Annotated in this window: 14 protein-coding genes and 1 pseudogene; 3 read left to right on the top strand and 12 right to left on the bottom strand. The window is 37.7% G+C overall.

What is annotated here, in order from left to right; genetic code table 11:
• Window positions 1-12: 12 nt before the first annotated feature.
• Window positions 13-570: a thioredoxin family protein gene (locus ACORJQ_RS00260; RefSeq protein WP_321324968.1), complete on the bottom strand. Its 558-nt coding sequence runs from the start codon at window positions 568-570 to the stop codon at window positions 13-15.
• A gap of 45 nt (window positions 571-615) precedes the next feature.
• Window positions 616-4,422, bottom strand: a complete 3,807-nt coding sequence (gene dsr1 / locus ACORJQ_RS00255) for an anti-phage defense-associated sirtuin Dsr1 (RefSeq protein WP_321324966.1) — start codon at window positions 4,420-4,422, stop codon at window positions 616-618.
• A 244-nt stretch (window positions 4,423-4,666) separates the two neighbouring features.
• Here dsr1 and ACORJQ_RS00250 point away from each other — a divergent pair, with 244 nt between their 5' ends.
• Complete coding sequence (locus tag ACORJQ_RS00250) at window positions 4,667-5,347, top strand: hypothetical protein (protein ID WP_321324964.1); 681 nt, start codon at window positions 4,667-4,669, stop codon at window positions 5,345-5,347.
• 99 nt (window positions 5,348-5,446) lie between these two features.
• Here ACORJQ_RS00250 and ACORJQ_RS00245 read toward each other — a convergent pair whose 3' ends face one another.
• The 5 genes and pseudogenes from ACORJQ_RS00245 to ACORJQ_RS00225 all read right to left on the bottom strand — a co-directional run.
• On the bottom strand, window positions 5,447-5,842 hold the full coding sequence (locus ACORJQ_RS00245; RefSeq protein ID WP_321324963.1) for a hypothetical protein: 396 nt from the start codon (window positions 5,840-5,842) through the stop codon (window positions 5,447-5,449).
• Complete coding sequence (locus ACORJQ_RS00240; RefSeq protein WP_321324962.1) at window positions 5,839-7,812, bottom strand: hypothetical protein; 1,974 nt, start codon at window positions 7,810-7,812, stop codon at window positions 5,839-5,841. Before ACORJQ_RS00240 ends, ACORJQ_RS00245 begins: the two co-directional genes overlap by 4 nt.
• Window positions 7,813-7,986: 174 nt before the next feature.
• Window positions 7,987-9,468, bottom strand: a complete 1,482-nt coding sequence (locus ACORJQ_RS00235) for a hypothetical protein (protein ID WP_321324961.1) — start codon at window positions 9,466-9,468, stop codon at window positions 7,987-7,989.
• Complete coding sequence (locus ACORJQ_RS00230) at window positions 9,455-10,759, bottom strand: tyrosine-type recombinase/integrase (RefSeq protein WP_321324960.1); 1,305 nt, start codon at window positions 10,757-10,759, stop codon at window positions 9,455-9,457. The genes ACORJQ_RS00235 and ACORJQ_RS00230 overlap by 14 nt, the downstream gene beginning before the upstream one ends.
• Before the next feature lie 105 nt (window positions 10,760-10,864).
• Window positions 10,865-11,245 (bottom strand): annotated as a pseudogene (locus ACORJQ_RS00225) (thioredoxin family protein); the annotation flags it as partial.
• 135 nt (window positions 11,246-11,380) lie between these two features.
• Between ACORJQ_RS00225 and ACORJQ_RS00220 the strand changes: the two are divergent.
• Window positions 11,381-12,379 (top strand): SMP-30/gluconolactonase/LRE family protein, encoded by a 999-nt coding sequence (locus ACORJQ_RS00220; protein ID WP_321324958.1) that lies wholly within the window; start codon window positions 11,381-11,383, stop codon window positions 12,377-12,379.
• A gap of 77 nt (window positions 12,380-12,456) precedes the next feature.
• Here the strand turns inward: ACORJQ_RS00220 and cydB are convergent, their stop codons facing one another.
• The 5 genes from cydB to ACORJQ_RS00195 all read right to left on the bottom strand — a co-directional run bounded on the left by cydB (window position 12,457) and on the right by ACORJQ_RS00195 (window position 18,057).
• Window positions 12,457-13,503, bottom strand: a complete 1,047-nt coding sequence (cydB, locus tag ACORJQ_RS00215) for a cytochrome d ubiquinol oxidase subunit II (RefSeq protein WP_321324957.1) — start codon at window positions 13,501-13,503, stop codon at window positions 12,457-12,459.
• On the bottom strand, window positions 13,490-14,914 hold the full coding sequence (locus ACORJQ_RS00210) for a cytochrome ubiquinol oxidase subunit I (RefSeq protein ID WP_321324955.1): 1,425 nt from the start codon (window positions 14,912-14,914) through the stop codon (window positions 13,490-13,492). Before ACORJQ_RS00210 ends, cydB begins: the two co-directional genes overlap by 14 nt.
• A 281-nt stretch (window positions 14,915-15,195) precedes the next feature.
• The gene (locus ACORJQ_RS00205) at window positions 15,196-16,497 is read right to left on the bottom strand and encodes an NAD(P)/FAD-dependent oxidoreductase (RefSeq protein ID WP_321324954.1); all 1,302 of its coding nucleotides are present in this window, start codon (window positions 16,495-16,497) and stop codon (window positions 15,196-15,198) included.
• 495 nt (window positions 16,498-16,992) lie between these two features.
• Entirely contained in the window at window positions 16,993-17,604 is a 612-nt protein-coding gene (locus tag ACORJQ_RS00200; protein ID WP_321324953.1) for a superoxide dismutase, read from the bottom strand.
• A gap of 156 nt (window positions 17,605-17,760) precedes the next feature.
• Window positions 17,761-18,057, bottom strand: coding sequence for a YcgL domain-containing protein (locus ACORJQ_RS00195; RefSeq protein WP_321324952.1), 297 nt, complete (start codon window positions 18,055-18,057; stop codon window positions 17,761-17,763).
• A 129-nt stretch (window positions 18,058-18,186) separates the two neighbouring features.
• Here ACORJQ_RS00195 and ACORJQ_RS00190 point away from each other — a divergent pair, with 129 nt between their 5' ends.
• Window positions 18,187-19,158 carry an NAD(P)H-binding protein gene (locus ACORJQ_RS00190; RefSeq protein WP_321324950.1) on the top strand — a complete coding sequence of 324 codons (972 nt, stop codon included), beginning with the start codon at window positions 18,187-18,189 and terminating at the stop codon, window positions 19,156-19,158.
• Window positions 19,159-19,322 lie beyond the last annotated feature (164 nt).

Below are 19,322 nucleotides of genomic sequence, written 5' to 3'. Positions count from 1 at the left end.
GAGCATTTTCAATTAGTTTTTCCACTTAATTGAACAGCCCATACTTGGTATTTGTTCTAAAGGCCCTTGACCCGTTTTAGCTATTTGTTGCATCGCTTCTAATAAATCTCTACGCACACCTTCTGGCGAAGTCTCTTTTCTTGATTCATCAAAGCGGCCTCGGTATTGCAGTGTCATGTCTTTTGAAAACCCGAAAAAGTCGGGGGTACATACTGCACCGTATGCTTTAGCAATTTCTTGTGTCTCATCAATTAGGTAAGGAAATGAGAAATCCATTTCTTCAGAAATACGAATCATATTTTCAGTTGAATCTTCTTCATTCAAAGACTGGTCGTTAGACATGATTGCTACTGTATTAACTCCATATTCGTCTTTAAGCTTTCTAACATCTTCAACAAGCCTTGGGAGAATCGCTTTGATGTATGGACAATGATTGCAGATGAAGGCAATTAAGGTGCCATTTTGGCCTTTTGCTTTTTCAAGGTTCCACATTTTTTTATAAGCATCAGGGAGCTCAAAATCGATTGCTGGCGCATCAAAATTACATACTGGTGTTGTTAGGCTTACCACTTTATTTCCTTTGTGTTAATTAATTTCGTTTACTCTATATTTTTACTAGGCCTGCTGTAAGTATGCACGTAGCCTTCTGTAGGCTGGAGACGTGTTTAAATTAGGTTTACTTTGGATAATTAACTCTAAGCATGAAGATAATTCCTCTGGACGCCAAATTTGATTCTCAATTAGCTTATCTAAAAAGCTTAAAGCTTCTTCGGGAAACTGCTTAGAAATGTTTGTTTCATACAGTCGGTGAACAACATAATCTGGATGTGCTACTGGAATAATCCAGTGTTGGAAAACTGTAAAGGCAGTGGGGAAATACTCTCCTGCTTCAACACATAGTTTCGCTAGTGATTCGCTCACATCTTGTGTTATGTATTGGTTAGATTTTGGCCAAATATTTTCCCAAAAAGGAATTACCCTATTCACTAGGTAAGATTCCTTTTTGTCTCCTGAACTTGAAAATGCAGAGTAGAGAGTATCTACAACTTGTTGAATGCCTTTTTCAGAAAGGTTGGTTATTGCATCCTTAAACTCGGAGTCCGTGAAGCCTTCTAGCTTGTTTAATGCTAGGTGGGTCAAAAATGAGGCAAACTGAGTATCGTAGTTATCTAGTTCTTCATATCTGCTTGCAGTGGCAAGTAGATTACTTTTTAGCTCTATCATTAGAGGCTGATAAATACGAGGAGCCCAAAGGAAACCTTGCCAAACAGCCTTTGCTTCTTCTGGATAATCATTCCAGTTAAATAGTGGTAAAAGGTTGCGTCTTGTCCAATTTGTATCAACTCGATGTAGGGCTATAAGCTGAGAAGCCAAGACAACCCTTGCAAGCAAATATGGCGATTTTTTAACATTCGTTAGTTTTGTGAAAATTTTAGATAACCGTTCTGGAAGTAAGTCCCCATCTTCTGGTTTTCCTTTAAACCAGACATTGATCAGGGCTTTAGTTAAGTGTCCTATAGAATGGTTTATAGCTTGACTAGTAATGTCGTCTTGAAATTCAAAATCATCTACATTTTCTTGTACATTAAGCAACCTTTCTGACAGTTGAATAAGTTCTTCATCAGGAATTCGGTTACTGGAAGAGAGTTTTTCTAACAACCACCCTAAACTATGAGAAACATTTATTAAAGTTTTCTCTGACATCAAATTGAATTGAACGTAAATGTGTTTCCATAATTTAATTGGAATCCGTAGATTTCTACTCCACGAATTTAAGGCAGTATTCCATTTATCGATTGGCCATTCTTTTTCTGAAGCTATGTGAGAAAGTGCTGCCAAAACATGACAAGGCTTTTTGAGGCATGTTTCTTCCCAGTTATCCCTGTACATCCAAGGACTTTCTTTTTTCTTTGGGTGCTTTATCCAATCAATGATTTCTTCTAGTTTGTGGGGAACTATATCAATAGTTTGGCTTTCTTCATAGTCAGGGTCTCCAGTGCCACTCATCCAATATGAAAACTCCTCTTGCTCATACTTTGAAAGCTTCCACTCTGGATATTTATCCGAAAGTTTCTTAAATTTTTTTTCTGCTCCTGTTCCTAAATGAGCTCCAGATTGATTAAGTTTAGCTAAGAGAAGCCAAATGCTTCTGTCACAATGTTTTTGGAAGCTTTCGTCATCATCAATGTCTAGTTTAAAATTGTTTTTAGGAGGTCCTTTTAAAATGGCTTCTTCTAAGACTGTCTGATACTTTTTAGTTTTGGCTCCTCTCAAAGAAATTAATCGCATAGTTTCTCTCTTTGTTTCAGGAGTCCATAACCACCATGTATTATCTTGAGTTAACCAATGAATCCAAATTTTCGAGGGAATACAATTCTCATGACTAGCCGCAAAAAAAGCCAATCTCTTAAATACAGGGTAAGGAAGTGAAAACCAAGTTTCGGCAATTACCCTAGCTTTATTTGGGTCATTGTTATAAGTGTCGAGCCAAGAATCTCTTAACAACTCAATAAGGATTGTCCACTGACGAGACCTTTTATTTTGAAAGTGCTCACTGATTGAAGGCAGGTCAAAGAAAGAATTGTCATGGTGTTCATCAATTGTACCAAGCTCACTATTTAGGTCTAGTGCATCAAGTAAAAGTTGCTGTAACTCATTCAGTAATAGGGGAAGAACCCCATTTAATGTATCATCTGAGATATGTTTAATGGCTGATTTTGGATGATCCTCAGCTAAAGTTAATTCAAACCTGACTAAATCCGAAATTCTTTCCGCGCTATTGGGGCAGTCTAACTTATCTATTCTAAATGGTTTTTCAATTTGAATTTTTGGTGCGAGAATTTCTCGAAGTTCAAAACGAAGACTTGGCGTTAATCCACTATATTTGAGTTTGTCTGCCCAGTCATATAGATTCATTCGACTCCAGTGTCGTATCGTTTTTACCTTGTCATTCAAAAACAGACCCCATAGCCTCTCCATTAAACTTGAAGGTATGCCATTTGGAGAAGCTTTCTTAATTTTATCTAATGAAACGGTATCCTCTTTTCCCTTTAGTTTATGAAGTTCTTTTAGTCTATTTTCAACAATGTGAATTAAATTTGAATTTAGCTTACCTCCTCGCTCAGCAAACCAAACCAGAAGCATAGGGTCATTCAAATGGTAGCTTATCCAAGTGCCTAAATGACTCATAATGCTGTCCCACTGGCTATAAGAATCAGGTTGAGAAAGTAATGACATTTTTGCAGAGATAAAATGAGGAGAAGGTCTGTGTATTAGGCTAAATTCGATATCAGAATCTTTCTTAGGGCTAGGATTAATGCCAAACATTTTTAAGTCAGAATATTTGAAGTTGTTTTGGCTGAAATATTGGAGCCAATCTAATGAAGGGGTTGGAGTTAAGTGAGCGAAACGTTTTGCAGGGCTGCCAGATTCATCGGAAAGAGCCCAAATTACTCGTCCTACATAGTCATCCTGAACGGTACTTGACGAAGGGGTAGCCAAAGCATTTTGAGTGACAATACTCTCTTTACCTGTAATTCCATCTTGATACATTTCAGCCCAAGCTTCTAAGGTTTCGTGTAATTTTGAACGTCCGTGATTTTTATCAAATAGTACGGGTACGACTCCCTTTGAACTCCATTCTTCCGTAGCTGAGTCTTTATTTGCAGCGCCATCGTAGGTTCCAAATGCATATGAAAGAGCCGTGTTTTCCCCTAGCATCCTATCAGCGGCTAATGCATCCATCATGTACCTTAGAACAGGATCATTGATACTGTATCCAACAAAACAAACGACAAAGTTTCTAAATAGTTCACTGACAAATCGAGATGCCCATCTTTCTGTCAGATAGGCTAAACCAAAGTCACCGCTGGTTATTACCAGACGATTGAATGCCTCTATATCATTTGTTTCAGGTAATACCCCGTGAAGATATATCAGTCCGTTCCAACGGCTAACTTTGGGGGTTGGAAGCATAGGCGCTGCATAAGAATTTATTTCAACTTTTAAAAGACTAGCAGCTTCTTCAAATATATGGTCAAAGTTGGTCGTTACAATTCGTAATGAACCATAATTGTCCGTTCCGAGCTTTATCAGTGATTCGTGAGTTTTAGTCGCGTTACTTAAAGATAAATCAGGGTTTAGAGAGTTTTTTAAAGCACTGCGAACTGTTAGCCGGTTACCAGTAATTCTTCGCTCTAGTAAATCCAGAGTGACATCATACTGAGCTCTTTGAAAAGAGCTTTCTTCCAACGGCGCTTTTTCCTCATTAAGGGATTCATAAATACTCTCGACTAAAGCTTCAAAGCCTGGTAAGCCTGCTGGGTAAGAAATCCCTGCCCCGCAAAAGAAGACTACTCTTCCTTCTTCGTGAGCTTGAAGAAGGTCGTTCGGTATGTCTGGGCCATTTGGAATGAATTGCATATAAGTAGTCTACGTTATTTTATTTGGTTTGTTAAACTCGAGTAGCTAGAATAGTATTAGTTGCGTCTTTTTTTGTAAATGGGTAATATGATTTGGAAGCTTTCTGCAAGCTTACGGCCGACCATTGGTAAAATCCCCTTCTGGATAGCAGGTATAAAATCAAATATTGAACCGTACATTTTGTTGTTTACGTATGGCTTGTCGGCGGCACACGCAAAAAAACATTATTATGGAGCAATATAACATGTTACCCGATACCCTCAAATTCCCTTCAGGCCGAACAGTAAAAAGGCTCAAGCAGGACGCTAAAGCCTTGGCCAAAAAAGAACAGATCCCTTTACATGTCGCATTAGACACGGTTGCGGAAGAGAATGGATCTCTGAATGGTTGGAAAAATGCCATAAAAACCCTACAAAAAACTTATCCAGTAAAGTCTATTAATACACCAAAAACAAATATGAACCCTTATAGAAAGCTAGTTACATTGGCTCTAAATAAGGCTATTGAATCTGGAAAAATTTCTCTCAATTGGGATAATAAAGAGCGACAAGAATCAGGATACCTCATAACCTCAATTGCTGGTGAAAACACTGTAATCAATTGGTCTGATGCAAGCTTCGGTGAAATCAGAATAAGTGTTTGGTGGAATTATGACCATAATCAACACCCTCAGGCTAATATGAGAGCTCCATACAAAGAATGTTTTCAGACTTCTTTACCTTTGGCCAAAAGGCAGCGTTATAAAGAATTTGTTGGCATCGTATGTAGTGCCTGGATCGAAAGGGATTCAGGCCGACATATTCAAGGGTATGGTAATGAATCAATTTTTGACAGATATACTCGAAAAGGGGAATTACAAAAAGTTAAAGTTTTGCCAAACCCTGAGCCGCTTGGATTCGAAATAGAAGGCAAATTCTTTATGTAGCGAGAATGTTTATGTGCGAAAAACTGATTTCAGTCTTTCGCCTAAAAAAATATTTGAGTTAAACTTCAGCACCTCAATTCTATGATTTCAGTCGGTTGGCTAAATCCTATTAAGGTTAGTAGGATTCTTAATGCCATTTTCACAGTCACTTAATTGGTCTCTCAAGTCGTCAATGAGCTGGGCTTGAGCTTCGCAAATTGAAGCTAGCTTATCGCGCTGCTTTTTGCAATCTGCTAAACGCTCTTCAAGTGTTCGCTGTTTCCGCAGTTGCTTTTTTTTGTTGATGATGTCGCTATCAATTTCTTGCTGTTTTATGTAATCTTGTATTTCTAACACTAACAACGGGAAACGGTCTTTTTTAAGCGCTGTAGGATGCTTTCCTGCCTCTTTAGCGATGTTATTTTGGCTGACCTTTGTTCCCTTCGGTAAATTGATAGGCGTGTTTGTTTTAAGGCGTTCAAAGGCTTCTCTGAATAATGTTTCTGCTTTGCTCATTTTGCACCGCCTTTTTTGGTTTTAATTACGTCTAAGACTTTTTCATACCCTCGCACTTCGGCTTTCAATGCCCCGTATCTTGGGGAGTCTTCTGGGACTTCATCCATTTGTTCTTCGTAATAGGCTTTATCATCTTCAAATTCTTGTTCTCTGGAACCATCAATAATTAGGTCTGAGCACATATTACCACCCGTGCCACCTGCACAATGGGTAATTGAATCAAAACCACCATATTCGCAAGTTCCTTGCTTCATACAGCCACCAAGTAGGTTTTTTCTATAACCCACTGCACCGTTTTTCTGAGCTTTGAGAAGCTTTTTCATTTCGCCTTCTTCAACAAAACAGACGACATCCTGCTTAACAGGAGATTGCTTGTGAGGGAGTACCGCATCACCATGTACTACTGATGCGATATTGCGAGCCATTTCAGCGTAATACTCATTGACCACTTCTTGCTCAGCTAAATGGTTTAAACGAAGGCGTCCAGCGTTATTTTGGTAGTGATACTGTTGCTCACGAGTACTATGCTTCATTTGAACTTGAGTCGAGGATGGAGAAACTTGATTCAAGGCAAAGTGAACTGCTAGAGTTCTCCGGAATTGATGGAAGCCAAATTGCCAGATATTGCCGACTTTAAACCAGTCTTTTCTCAATAGACTAGGGGTGAGTGCTATTGCCTCGTCATAATCACTTTGAGTTATTACAAATTGCTTAACGTTAAAAAAATCAGCGCCATGCTTCATGAGGTATGTGCATTTATCAAAGTTTCTATAAGTTGACGCTTTTCCATTACTATTCCAAATTTCTACCCTTTGAAAAATATACTCACTTTCGTCAGTAATTTTTTTATGCTTTAACTTCCAAGAAACTATTGTGCTAGCAATATTTATCGCTCGGTCAACGTGATATGGAACAATCCACCTATCGTCACTGTCAGGATCGGTTTTTGTTGTTTCACCTGCAAGCAAAGTGAACGAGCCTAAATTACTATCTTTTTCTTTTCTTAAACAATCTAGGCGAAGTTTGTTTGCTTCAAGTTTTCGCATAATTGAATAATTAAGTACATAAAGGTAACAGCTGGCAACTATGTTATTTAAAAGGCTGCTGAACTGTTGAACTTGGTATTGGTTAAAACCATTATTCGGTCTAACCTCATATTTTTCAAAAAGCTGCAATAGATCGTTTGCAATCAGATAATCTTCTAGGGAGCCATTGAATTTAATTTTTTTGCTTGGGCCTATTGAATCGAATGGGCTTGGTTGTTTAATTCCATTTTTTTTATTTTCAATAGTGTTTAGGGCTGTATAGTGGTATAGCTCCTCAAGCTCCTTGTGGTGTGCTTCAAAGTCATCAAAGACAACCTTGATATGTTGAATTAGTTTTGTCCATATTTTTACTGGTATATATGGTGTTTGTCCAAGCTTATACTTGGGGTCAAATGATTTAAATATACCAATAGCTCTTTCATTTAGGAGTGTGAACCCAATCTGATCTTTGTTCTTAAACAGTTGGTGGAAGTAAAAAATATAAATTTGAAAGCTTGATGGAGTGTTTGTGGATATTTCTTTTGAGATGGCTTCAATTACTTTGGGGTGTCGGCTTAATTGATTTGCTTGAATTCCAGACTTAGTGCACTGTTTAAATAGGGCTTGTAAAGCAAGATACCAACCTCTAAGACTAATGTATTTTGATGGAAATAAATGACTGTAAATTATGTAATACACAACTTGCTTGAACAACTTCTTATTCTCATCATCATATTCATGAAAGTACATTAAGTTTGGGTTTCCAAAATGTCTAAAATCCCAGGAGTCATCCATATATCTGGAAATGGTTTTTCCATCTTTATCAATAGATACTACAAAGTCACCTTTGGGTGGGTACTCAGTTGATTTGAAGCAAGCACTATTCTCTGATACAAAATCAATATCGGCTTTAAATTGTAAGTTTTCGACTAAGTTCTGTTGCATGAGCTATCCATAAAATTTTTCAATCTTTTTAAACCAGTTTGGGTGGTATGAGCCTTCAATAATCCTCATTTTAGATTCATCAACCCACTTCTTATGTTCAGGATTATCAGAGCTTTTAAACCAGTTTATTTTATAGTTGACCCACTCTATGGCAGTGTTTGAGGGCTTTTCATCTTAAGTACGATGAGAGCTGGATTCAATAATTTTTAAATACCTAAAACTATATAAATTCCACACATACTCAAAGGAATCTTCATCTCTATAGTGTTTGCACCCAATACAGCCGGTAGGCGTTATACAATCAGGGGCTGGTAGTCGGCCTGATGCCGCTTGTATAGATTCGGGTATTCCAATGCATGGTGAACCAAACAAAGAAACCTTTGGCGTTCCGTGAAACAGTGGATCGTTTTCATTCCAAAAACGGGTGATTTCATCACCAGCCCTTTGAAGAGAAGGCGTTTCATAATAGTTTCTAAATACTGCAACTCCATGGCCAGCATATTCAGCAGCAGTTTTTTCGTTAGAACAAAGCCTCATTAGAACGTTTTGTCCGATTTTCCTGAATTCCCTTGGTGGGGTCCAAGGTATTTGATTAATGTTGCAAAGTCTTCTAAATGGCTCAATGCAACGTATTTGCCTTTTGGTGAATCCTTTCCCTTTTTCCAAAAAAGGAAATACCCATTCAGCATTTGGTGCATATTCTTCAAGGAACTGAAGGTAATTTTCAAAATAAGGTTTATAGGGTTTTGGTATTGAGAATATTATTTCACCTCCTTTTCGAGCCTTGTATTCACGAACCTCATACTTATCATTTAGTGGTTTATAGTAAAATTTTTCACGCTTCAGGTTTAGCGTAGGTGTAATATTTTGAATAGTCATAGCCAGAAAAACCATAAGTTCTGCGGAAACTCGATGATTGAAGGCTAAAGCAGCATGGGTGTTAAAAAAATCATCATTTAGTTCAGCACGTTTTTTTTTCTTAGGAGTTAAGTTCACTAAAGTCTTTTTTAGTTCACGGCTTACATTGATTTCGATAGGTAGCTTTCCAGAGATAAGGTCTTTTGGATCAAAATTCTGTGTAATTTCAAAGCAGAACTTTGCTAATTTAGTAGCGTCATGAAGTAGTACTTTTTCTGCGTTTCGACTAATAGCTCTTCTAGAACGTCTTTTTCTCTTTAGTCTAGTGTGTTTAATATCAAAGTTAACTCCAGCAATCGCCTCGTTAATTTGCGCTGAAACAAACTCTATTGAACGGTATGCAGTCAAATGTTCTATTTTGCCAAGTGAAGCACGATTAAATTCATGTTCCGCATAGTCATATAGTGCTTGACGGACATTAAGTGGTGTATTCAATGGTTGTTTATTTTTGTCGATAAAAGTAAAAAAAGACTTTAGTTTGTCTAAATAGACCAAAACTGAATGCTGAGATGTTCCTCTGTCTAGTAATTCAATTGAATGATCTTTAAGAGATTCAACAAATTTGATCCGGTTTTCAACAAGAGGAAGATATTCAATTTCTTTGAGCCATTTGCGAGTATTTTTTTTGACAAAAGCGCCACCAAGAAAAACAAAAGGCATCATATTCCAACGCGATGAATTCGGAGTTTCAATTCTAAAATGAGTTATGAACAAGTCGGGTAAATCATTCATCTTCAAATGTTTCTCCGCTTGTTAAGTGTTCAATGATTTGATTGGATTGCTCTTGTGAGCCTGTAAATATAGACCATAAAGTTTCGAGAAACTTTTCCTCTATAGGCTCCTTCTCAATAAATTTAATGTATTTCCAAGTAGAGCTAGGATCTTTGTGGAGCATTGCTTCTTGAACAAACTCAATAGCATTTAGTGAAGACATTCCTTGAGTTTTAAGAAGTGCTCGCATCAACATAGTTCCGAAAGTTGCTCTTAGTTGATGGAATTTAAAACGGCCAAATTCCGTATGACCAGCTTCAATTAGTTCGTTTTTTAAACGATGTAATAGTGTGCCAAATGTCTGAGAGGTGTATCTGTTTCCTCGGGATGTTAAGAAGATATTTCTTTGGAGTGCGTTCGAGGCTTTGGAGCGTCTTAATATCGCTTCTGCTGAATTGAAGTATTCGGTTAACTCTGAAAGCAATGCTTGAGGGATATAAATATCTCCAGATGCATTAAATTTGGTTTCCACACCTGTTCCTGGGCCAACTTTTACTCTCATGATGTTTGACAGAATTTGATCAGGGTATGCGTTTTGAACTGCGTCAATATTGAGCGTTGTAACTGTTTCATGGCGGCAACCTGTTTGAAGCGCTACCTTAGAAATCAAGTAAAGTTCATAGTTTCGATGTTCAGAAAGGTAAGCCATAAGAGTTTTAGTGCTAGCTTGGTTAATTGGGGTTAATCCATCTTCAAGGAGGGTTCCTGTTCTAGTTCGATTGGGAATAGAAAGTTCTGAAGATGTCACACTCATGGTTCGGCTAAAACCAACTTTGTCGAAAAATGAGACGACTTTAGTTTTGTCATCAAATAGTTTTGAACGCTCTCCAGCATATCCTGTTGCTGAAGCCCATCGATAAAATGCAATTACAGCTGTCATTGTTTGCGTTGCTGTTGATGGTGCTAGGAATCCTTTGTCTCTTTGATCTATCAGATAACCTCTAAACTTGAATAAGCAGCGTTCACCTTTCTTCTTCGGGAAGTGCAACCAATGCAAGTCTGCCTCTTCTAACCAATCGGCATAACGTGCCAAGTGTGTCATTTCACGGCTTACAGTTTTTAATTCCTTTTGTAAATCATCATGGCGATAAAAAGCATATCTATTTGCTTCGTACCAAGGCTCGCCATCTGAGAAGAAAATTTGAGGAAATGAGTCAAGAGGCTTTCTGTTGGGGTTGGCAACTAAGCCGTGCTCAGAATTGATTGAGGTTGGTTCAAACATCATTGGTTGATGATTGATATTTTCAAGAACAGCCATAGCTCTAACCCATTATTTGAGAATGGATACAGCATAACAGGTGATTAATTTAATGTCTATGATTCTAAGTAAAGTAGTGCGGGGTATGGTTTAAATGTTTACCGTGCCAAAAAAATCTGGAGTACAAACGGCACCATAAGCTTTTGCCACTTGCTGAGTTTCATCTAACACGTAAGGAAACGGAAACCCCAGTTTTTCGGAGATAGCTCGCATGTTGTCAAAAGAGTCTTCTGAATATTCATTGGGGTCATTAGACATTATGGCAATACTATTTACGCCGTATTCATCACGTAAAATACGGGTGTCTTCAACCAAGCGTTGTTGGATTGCTTTAACGTAAGGACAGTGATTGCAAATGAACATAATTAATAATCCATTTGGGCCTTTCGCTTTTTCAAGTGTCCAGTTTTGGTTATCTACGCCCAGTAAATCAAAATCAATAGCAGGTGCGTTAAAATTGCAAATTGGAGTAGTTAAACTGACCATGATGGCTCCTCATAAATTATAGTGACTGAAAGTATGCCGTAATGCGTTTGTGGCTGCAATCTTCTATTTGTATGTTTTTTGTGGTTTTGATTTTAGTTTTTGTTAACGAATTTGCTAATATTAGAATGAGTATTCATGAGTGCGATACCTCATATCAAAAAAGTAGATATTGTCTGGTTAATTGGAGATGTTATGGACGTTCAAGTTTTAAATAAAAAAGGTTTGTTGGTTGCTTTAGGATTGTTTTTTACAGGCCTGGTAAGCTTATCTTCTATCTCTGTAGTTCATGCGGCAAATACGGCCGATGCTAAAAATTCTGTAAATATTGTAGTGGATAATGTCGGTTTTCAAACGCCTGAATCGGTAGAGTATGACGCTAAACATGATGTTTATTTGGTGGCAAATATTCATGGAAGCCCTTTTGATAAAGACAATAATGGTTTTATCTCCAAGCTTAGTCCAGATGGGAAAGTTTTGGATTTAAAATGGATAGCAGGTGGTAAAAATGGGGTTAAATTAAGTGCTCCAAAAGGTATGGTTGCGGATGGCAATACGCTTTATGTCGCTGATATTGATACGATTCGCACTTTTGATTTGACCACCGGAAAGCCAATGGCGAGTTTCCCTATTGCAGGCAGTTCATTTTTAAATGGGGTTACGCCATCGTCACAAGGGGGTGTCTGGGTAACCGATAGTGGTGTAGCTGCAGGGTTTAAACCAGCAGGAACCGATGCGATTTACCATGTATCAGCTAAAGGTGATATTACTACTTTAACTAAGGGGCAAGATTTGGGTCGTCCAAACGGTATTCTTGAAAAAGATGGTCAATTGATTATGGTGACTATCGCTAGTGGTCAAGTGCATCGTTTTGATTTACAAGGTAAGTTGTTAAGCAGTGAAAAGCTACCGTATAACAAGTTAGACGGTTTGATTACTGACAATAATGGCAATGTGATTTTTTCTAGTTGGAAAGCACAAGCTATTAAAGAGATGCAAAATAATGCTGAACCAAAAACGTTGTTTTCAGGATTAGAGTCACCAGCTGATTTAGGTTTTGATAGCAAACGTGAACGCCTATTGATTCCATCATTTTTAACCAATAAAGTGTGGATTAAATCACTAGTTAACAATTAAACGTTCAGACTTTTAATTGAGCAAAAAAGCCAGACATTGTCTGGCTTTTTTGTAGGTGAAATAGAAGAGTGCGTGAGTTAATAATCCAGCTCTTTTGGTTTTACTTTACCTCTAAATACATAATGACTATAAACGAAGTAGCTCACCACAATGGGTAACATGACTAAAGTACCAATGATTAAAAAGTGTAAGCTACTGTCGGGAGCGGCTGCGGCTTTAAAGGTAAGGTTTGGAGGCAAAATATAAGGATATAAGTTGTATAACACGCCAATATAACCAGAGGCAAATAAAGCAATAGAAGCTAAAAAAGGCGTGCTTTGATGTTTTGCTGTCACTTGTTTTTCTGTAGCTTGTTTTTGAGTAAATTGACTTTGTTTATATAACCCGTAAATAAACCAGGTTGTAGCAATAATAGACATTAGAGGAATTAGCAAAGTAAACCAATACCCAGGCCAGTTAAACCATTTATCAAAATAATACTGATTAAGGTCAGTTGTCCATAAACTGATAATAATTAGAGCCACAAAAGTGATTGTTATTGCAAAGGCACTGATTGTACGAGCTTTTTGTTGCATACCATCAGTGGTTTTCATGACTAACCAACTCGCTCCCATTAACGCATAACCTATAACAACCGCCAGTCCTGTAAATAAAGTAAAAGGGCTTAGCCAATCTAACCAATAGCCCGCAAATTGACCGTTAAATATAGTGGTGCCTTGAATAACACTGCCTAAAATTATGCCTTGGCTAAAAGCCACTACGACTGAGCCAATATGAAAAAGAATATCCCAACGGAGTTTCCAAGCACCGCCAGCCTCTCTAAACTCAAAGGCCACACCTCTAAAGACTAAGCCCAATAACATGGCGATAACAGGTATATACAAAGCGGGCAATAAAATGGAATAGGCTTTGGGGAAAATAGCCAACAAGCATACGCCAGTAAAAATTAACCAGGTTTCGTTACCATCCCATACTGGAGCGATGCTGTTAATCATTACATCCCGTTGAGATGAGTCTGCAAAGAATGGAAATATAATTCCTACGCCCAAATCAAAGCCATCTAAAACCACATACATAAAGATAGAAAAAATCAGAATGGCTGCCCATGCATTAATCAGATCCATGATTATTCTCCTGGTTTTTATCGTGCGATTTTTGGGTTTTAGTGTTTCTTCTATTGGTGCGAGTCTGAATTAAATCATCTTGTAATGTATCTTGCATATTTGGCATTTTTTTAAGCTGTTTTATTAAAAAATAGACAGCAAATAACAGAATGAGCAGGTAGGAGATGATATAAGCGGTTAAAGAGCCTCCTACAAACTGAGCGGGGGTTGCAGAGACGGAATCGGAGGTGAGAAGGTAGCCATAAACGGTATAGGGTTGGCGACCAACTTCTGTTGTAACCCAGCCAGCGAGAATGGCGATTAACCCGGCAGGAGCCATTAGAGTGCTGGCCCAAAGTAATTTACGGCTGGTAAATAAAGCTCCTTTTCTACGTTTGATGAATGCCCAAATACCTAAGAAAAGCATTAAAAAACCTAAGCCAACCATGATTCTAAATGTCCAAAAAATAATTGCTGAAGGAGGGCGTTTGTCTTGAGCAAATTCATTTAAGCCATCTACTTTGCCATTGAGTGAATGGGTTAAGATTAATGAACCAAGTTTTGGAATCGCAATGGCATCTTTAACCGTTTGAGTTTTATCATCCGGAAAACCAAATAAATATAGCGGTGCTCCACGTTCACTTTGGTAATGGCCTTCAATGGCCGCAATTTTTGCAGGTTGATATTGTGCGGTATTTAAACCTTGTTGGTCACCTGCAATGATTTGGATTGGTGCTAAAAAGATAACCATCCACATTGCCATTGAAAACATTTTACGAGCCACTTGGTTTTGGCTGTTTTTTAATAAATGCCATGCAGCCACGCCACCTACAAAAAGCCCAGTGGCTAAATAAGCGGCAATAACCATATGTACAAAACGGTATGGCATAGAGGGGTTAAAGATAATGGCGAGCCAGTCAACAGGTATAAATTGCCCTGCATCATTGATGCTAAAGCCAGCAGGGGTTTGCATCCAAGAATTTGTGCTTAAAATCCAAAAGGCTGAGAGCAAAGAACCAAAGGCGACCATAGCAGTGGCAAACAGATAAATATATTTGCCAACGCGATCACGCCCAAGTAATAAGATGGCTAAAAATATGGCTTCTAGAAAAAACGCAGTTTGTGTTTCATAGGCAATTAAAGGCCCTAGAATTGGCCCTGTTTTTTCTGAAAATATACTCCAGTTGGTACCAAACTGAAATGACATGGTAATGCCCGTTACTGTGCCTAATACAAAAGTGATGGCAAAAATGCGTTTCCAGTATTCAAAAATAGATATATAGACGGGGTTCTTTTTCCATAACCAAAGGGCTTCTGTAATGAATAAATAACTACCAAGACCAATAGATAATGCAGGAAAAATAATATGAAAAGCGATAGTAAAGGCAAACTGTACTCTGGCAAGCAGGGTTGGATCAAATAAGGTTTCCATTGGCGTTTATCTCTATATCTGACGGTTTATAAAAACTCCCCTAAAAGAGACTTGCTTCGGAGAGTTAGGTAAGTATTTGTTGTAATTTTTGTTATTGTTTTTGTGGATATTATCTAATCTAAGATATGCTTTCAAAATTATGGCCTAGCTTGAAAATTCAATATAAATTAAGATTATATTTATCACTATGTTTAAAAATAGCTTGGAATAAAAAGCAATTCTTAATTTACCAGGCCTGGTAAATTTATATTTAATGTATTCATTTTATTTAGATACAGTGCCTAGATAGGCACTTTTTCGGCTAATATTTCAGCAACATCTAAGCCCCAAGGCGGTACTTTACCGTCACTGTTCATAAACATGTGTTTGTACTGCATTTTTAAAAAGTGCGGCACACGCCCCATAACTAAGCTTTGCTCTTTACCACCAAACCAAGAATTGGAATGAATATAAAAAGCTTTGCCTGCTCCCATATCACCAATACAAAAAACAATCGGTTGCAAAGATACGTCGGCCTCACTGGCTTGCATATGTTGAGTGTCTTTGGCTATTTGACGGCCAACAATATCACATTCTTGGTGACCAATGGCACCTAGTTTGGGCATCGTAACTGCAGCACAGTCACCAGCGGCAAAGATATTGGAGTATTTGGGGTTTCGCATATAAAGATCGGTAATCACAAAACCTTTATCATCGGAAATGGCTAAATCGTGTAAAAATTGATGGGCTTTCCAGTTAGGGAAAAGGATTTTTATTTCTGCATCAATGACATCGCCGTTTGCAAATTCAATGGTTTTTTCGGTCAGCTTAACAATGTCTCCGGTGTTATTGATATAGTTAAATCCCATGCTTGAGGCCGCTTCAAGTAGTTGAGTTACCACTTTCTCTCCAGCATCTTCGGCAATCATTTCTCCTGGTGTGGTAATGGTGATATTTTTGGGACCACCTTTGTTGTTTTTATTTAACCAAGTGGCGAGTGATAATGACACTTCTACAGGAGGGCCTTCACATGCGGCTTTGGCATCTGGAATTGAACCGCCTGGATAAGGCTCTAAACCTAAAGCACCATTACCCTGTTGAAATAATGCAGAGCCAACAACAATATTGCCGCCTTTGTAATCTTGACGGAGTTTTTTATGGAGCTTTTTGGCATGATAAAAATCGGATACGGTGTCACCAAATTCGGCAAAACCTTCAATATCGTCATAGGCGAGTTCGCAGCCAACAGCAACGACTAAGTAGTCATAAGTTAGGGTTTGCTGTTCAGCTCCTGGACGTTCACTCGGAACAAAGCTGACATTTTGATTGTCAGGGTTGATATTGGTTACTTCACCTTGAATAAAGTCAATATTGTCTTTTTTTAGAGTGGATGGTAAATCCATGGTGAGTGATTTTTCTAGATTGAAATTGTCTGATTCAAGAATTTCAGTTGAGATATTGGGAACATAGAGTAGGTAATTTTTTTTATCTATTACCGTAATTTTAACGTTGTTTCCTGCATGTTTACGAACCGCTTGAGCAGAGCCTAATCCAGCAAAGTTTCCGCCTAAAACAAGAACATGGGGTTGGTTTGTATTTGACATAACTTACCTCCAAATTGTGTGCGTTTAATCAGTTTCTATAAATATAATTTATGAACCTCAAGCTCAATCTATCACACTTTTTTCATAAAAAATGAAACACACAAACTGTATTCATAAAGAGTAGAAAGCCTTAAGAAATAGTGGTGATGCGATATAACTTGATAAAAGATTGAAAGAGAAAATCGAGCTTTTCTTAAGCTTTGGTTTTTCTAAAAGTTAGATAGGATTGTATGAGAGTTTTACAGATAACTAGATTGGTGGGGTGCTTAGATTGATTAAGATAGATTAAGGTAAGGTTTAAATTAGCATTTAAAAACAAACTATTAAATGATTAAAAGTTGAGCAATAAAGTAATAAAAGAGTGATTTATAACTAAGATTTTTAACTAAATAGAGTGGTGATATATAAAGTAAAACCTCCTCAAAAGAGGAGGTTTAAGTACTCACGTTTATATAAAATGAGTAGCAAAGAGATGTGTTGCGAAAAAAGTAAAAATTACGCTTTAGCCGCAGAATAAAGTTCTGACACTTTATCCCAGTTAACAACATCCCACCAAGCTTGCATATAAGCTGGGCGTAGGTTTTGGTAACGTAGGTAATAAGCGTGTTCCCAAACATCTAATCCTAAGATAGGTGTTCCTTGAACCTTAGCACAATCCATTAATGGGTTGTCTTGGTTTGGTGTAGAAGAAATTTGTAATGAACCATCAGCAGCAACAGTTAACCACGCCCAACCAGAACCAAATTGAGTTGCACCCGCAGTGTTGAACTGAGTTTTCATGTCATCAAAGCCACCAAATGTAGCGTTAATGTCATCAGCTAAAGCACCAGTTGGAGCTCCCATGCTGTCACCAGACATAACATCCCAAAAGAATGAATGGTTCCAGTGTCCACCACCGTTATTACGAATTGCTGGCGGTAAAGTTCCCGCTTTAGCCATCATATCTTCTAAAGACATGTCTGCTAATTCAGTATCTGCAATGGCATTGTTCAGATTAGTAATGTAAGTATTGTGGTGTTTGGTATGGTGAATTTCCATAGTGCGAGCATCAATAGATACTTCTAAAGCGTCGTAATCATAAGGTAGATCTGGAAGAGTAAAAGCCATGGTGATTTCCTTGTAAATGTGTGTTGAATTTAAAACTAAAACTCTATTGTATTCACATTAAAGCGTTTGTAAATGCCTGAGTGATTTAATTGGTTATTTGGTTTTTTGATTTGTGGCTATTAATAATCACTTATATTTGGAATATGAGACTTTTTATTAACAGATATTATCCAAACGCTCTGGTGGCGGAGCCATATCACCAAACTTTTCAATTTCATTCGGCGGCATTTGCATGAAGTAGCCTTTGCTTTTAATTGATTGCAGTACCGTAGCAGAATCTTCTCTAGCTAATTTTTTTTCAGGCGATAATTCAAAATCAATAATATGCTCAGGTTCACCAAACATAACAAGCAGTTCATTTGGGAGTTCTTGCAAACCGTTTTCTTGGGGTACAAACAGATATAGCTCAGCTTTTTTTGGGCTTCTGTAAGCAGAAATGTTCATTACTGACATGGGTCAATCCTTTGTTAAATTTTGAGCGTATTGTATCAAAATAGTCAGGGTGAATCTGAGATAAAAACTTGACCTTGCATCAGCATTTACTTATTCTTACTCGGTTTTGTTAAAAAAATTGGATAAAGCATGTTACTAGGAAATAAAGTCAGTGTATTTGGTGGAACAGGTTTTGTAGGAAGAGCTGTTGTAAACGAACTGTCAAAAGCCGGTTATGAAGTTAAAGTTGTTGTAAGACGTCCTGAAAGATTTAGAGAGTTTTTGCTTTATCCTAATACCACTTTGCACACCTTAGAAAGTTTTGATAACGCAGAACAATTAAAAGCTTCAGTAGAAGGGGCAAGTATTGTTGTTAATTTAACAACTGACCGAACTACTGGCACTGAAATGGTTGAGCAGAAAGACTTAACGCCTATTAATCAGAAGATTAAATCTGTTACAGAAACGGCGGGTGTAAAGCGTGTACTGAGTTTATCGCAAATTGGGGCCAATACTGATGCTCCAAATTTTCAATGGTTAGGCGAGTTAGGTGAAGTAGATAACTTAATGCACAATGTGGCTAATGCCAAAGTAACGATTTTTAAGCCAAGTCTATTAATTGGTCAAGGTGATGACACAACCACACGTTTTGTTAACCAATTGAACCGTATGGATTTGTTAATGGTGGCACAGTCAGGCACAGTTGTTCAGCCACTGTGGGTAAAAGATTTTGCACAAGCAATGGTCTCTAGCATTAAGAATTCAGCGACATATGATAAAAAGATAGAGATGGCCGGTGAAGAGCGTTTAACTATGAAAGAGCTTGGTGAGCTTGTTGCAGAGTTAATGCAAAAAGACGCCATTGTTTTTCCAATGTGTAAGTTAAATGCAAAAATCATGACTTTCTTCGGTGCTTTTGCACCAATCGCGTCGGTTTCAAAATCGCAGTTGTTTATGCTTGCTAAAGATATGACGACTGATAATGACTTTGCTACACAATTTGGTTTTGTACCAAGTAGTTTAGAGTGGTCTATTTCAACTTACGCTGCTCCGCACGATATTCGCGAACGTTATAATTTTTATCGTAAAGAAGCGGGTAGGAATCAACGAGAACTTGTTTAGTTGTTCGTTGAAGTTTTACAAGAAAATATGATTTAAAAGCCGTCATTTAGACGGCTTTTTTGTCTAAATTATCACTCAAACCAATATAAGTTTGGTTTTGGGATTTTGATTACCTTATTTCATGAAGTTAATGCACTATTAATGGATTATTAAAACAACCTAGA

This window comes from Thiomicrorhabdus sp., assembly GCF_963662555.1.
GTDB lineage: Bacteria > Pseudomonadota > Gammaproteobacteria > Thiomicrospirales > Thiomicrospiraceae > Thiomicrorhabdus.
Note: the sequence above shows the minus strand (reverse complement) of the source record. Positions and strands in the feature narration are given on the sequence as shown.

Coding starts and splice junctions, on each gene's coding strand:
- dsr1 (WP_321324966.1), bottom strand. CDS start 4,422: ATGCAATTCATTCCAAATGGCCCAGACATACCGAACGACCTTCTTCAA.
- ACORJQ_RS00250 (WP_321324964.1), top strand. CDS start 4,667: ATGTTACCCGATACCCTCAAATTCCCTTCAGGCCGAACAGTAAAAAGG.
- ACORJQ_RS00245 (WP_321324963.1), bottom strand. CDS start 5,842: ATGAGCAAAGCAGAAACATTATTCAGAGAAGCCTTTGAACGCCTTAAA.
- ACORJQ_RS00240 (WP_321324962.1), bottom strand. CDS start 7,812: ATGCAACAGAACTTAGTCGAAAACTTACAATTTAAAGCCGATATTGAT.
- ACORJQ_RS00230 (WP_321324960.1), bottom strand. CDS start 10,759: ATGGCTGTTCTTGAAAATATCAATCATCAACCAATGATGTTTGAACCA.
- ACORJQ_RS00220 (WP_321324958.1), top strand. CDS start 11,381: ATGAGTGCGATACCTCATATCAAAAAAGTAGATATTGTCTGGTTAATT.
- cydB (WP_321324957.1), bottom strand. CDS start 13,503: ATGGATCTGATTAATGCATGGGCAGCCATTCTGATTTTTTCTATCTTT.
- ACORJQ_RS00210 (WP_321324955.1), bottom strand. CDS start 14,914: ATGGAAACCTTATTTGATCCAACCCTGCTTGCCAGAGTACAGTTTGCC.
- ACORJQ_RS00205 (WP_321324954.1), bottom strand. CDS start 16,497: ATGTCAAATACAAACCAACCCCATGTTCTTGTTTTAGGCGGAAACTTT.
- ACORJQ_RS00200 (WP_321324953.1), bottom strand. CDS start 17,604: ATGGCTTTTACTCTTCCAGATCTACCTTATGATTACGACGCTTTAGAA.
- ACORJQ_RS00195 (WP_321324952.1), bottom strand. CDS start 18,057: ATGTCAGTAATGAACATTTCTGCTTACAGAAGCCCAAAAAAAGCTGAG.
- ACORJQ_RS00190 (WP_321324950.1), top strand. CDS start 18,187: ATGTTACTAGGAAATAAAGTCAGTGTATTTGGTGGAACAGGTTTTGTA.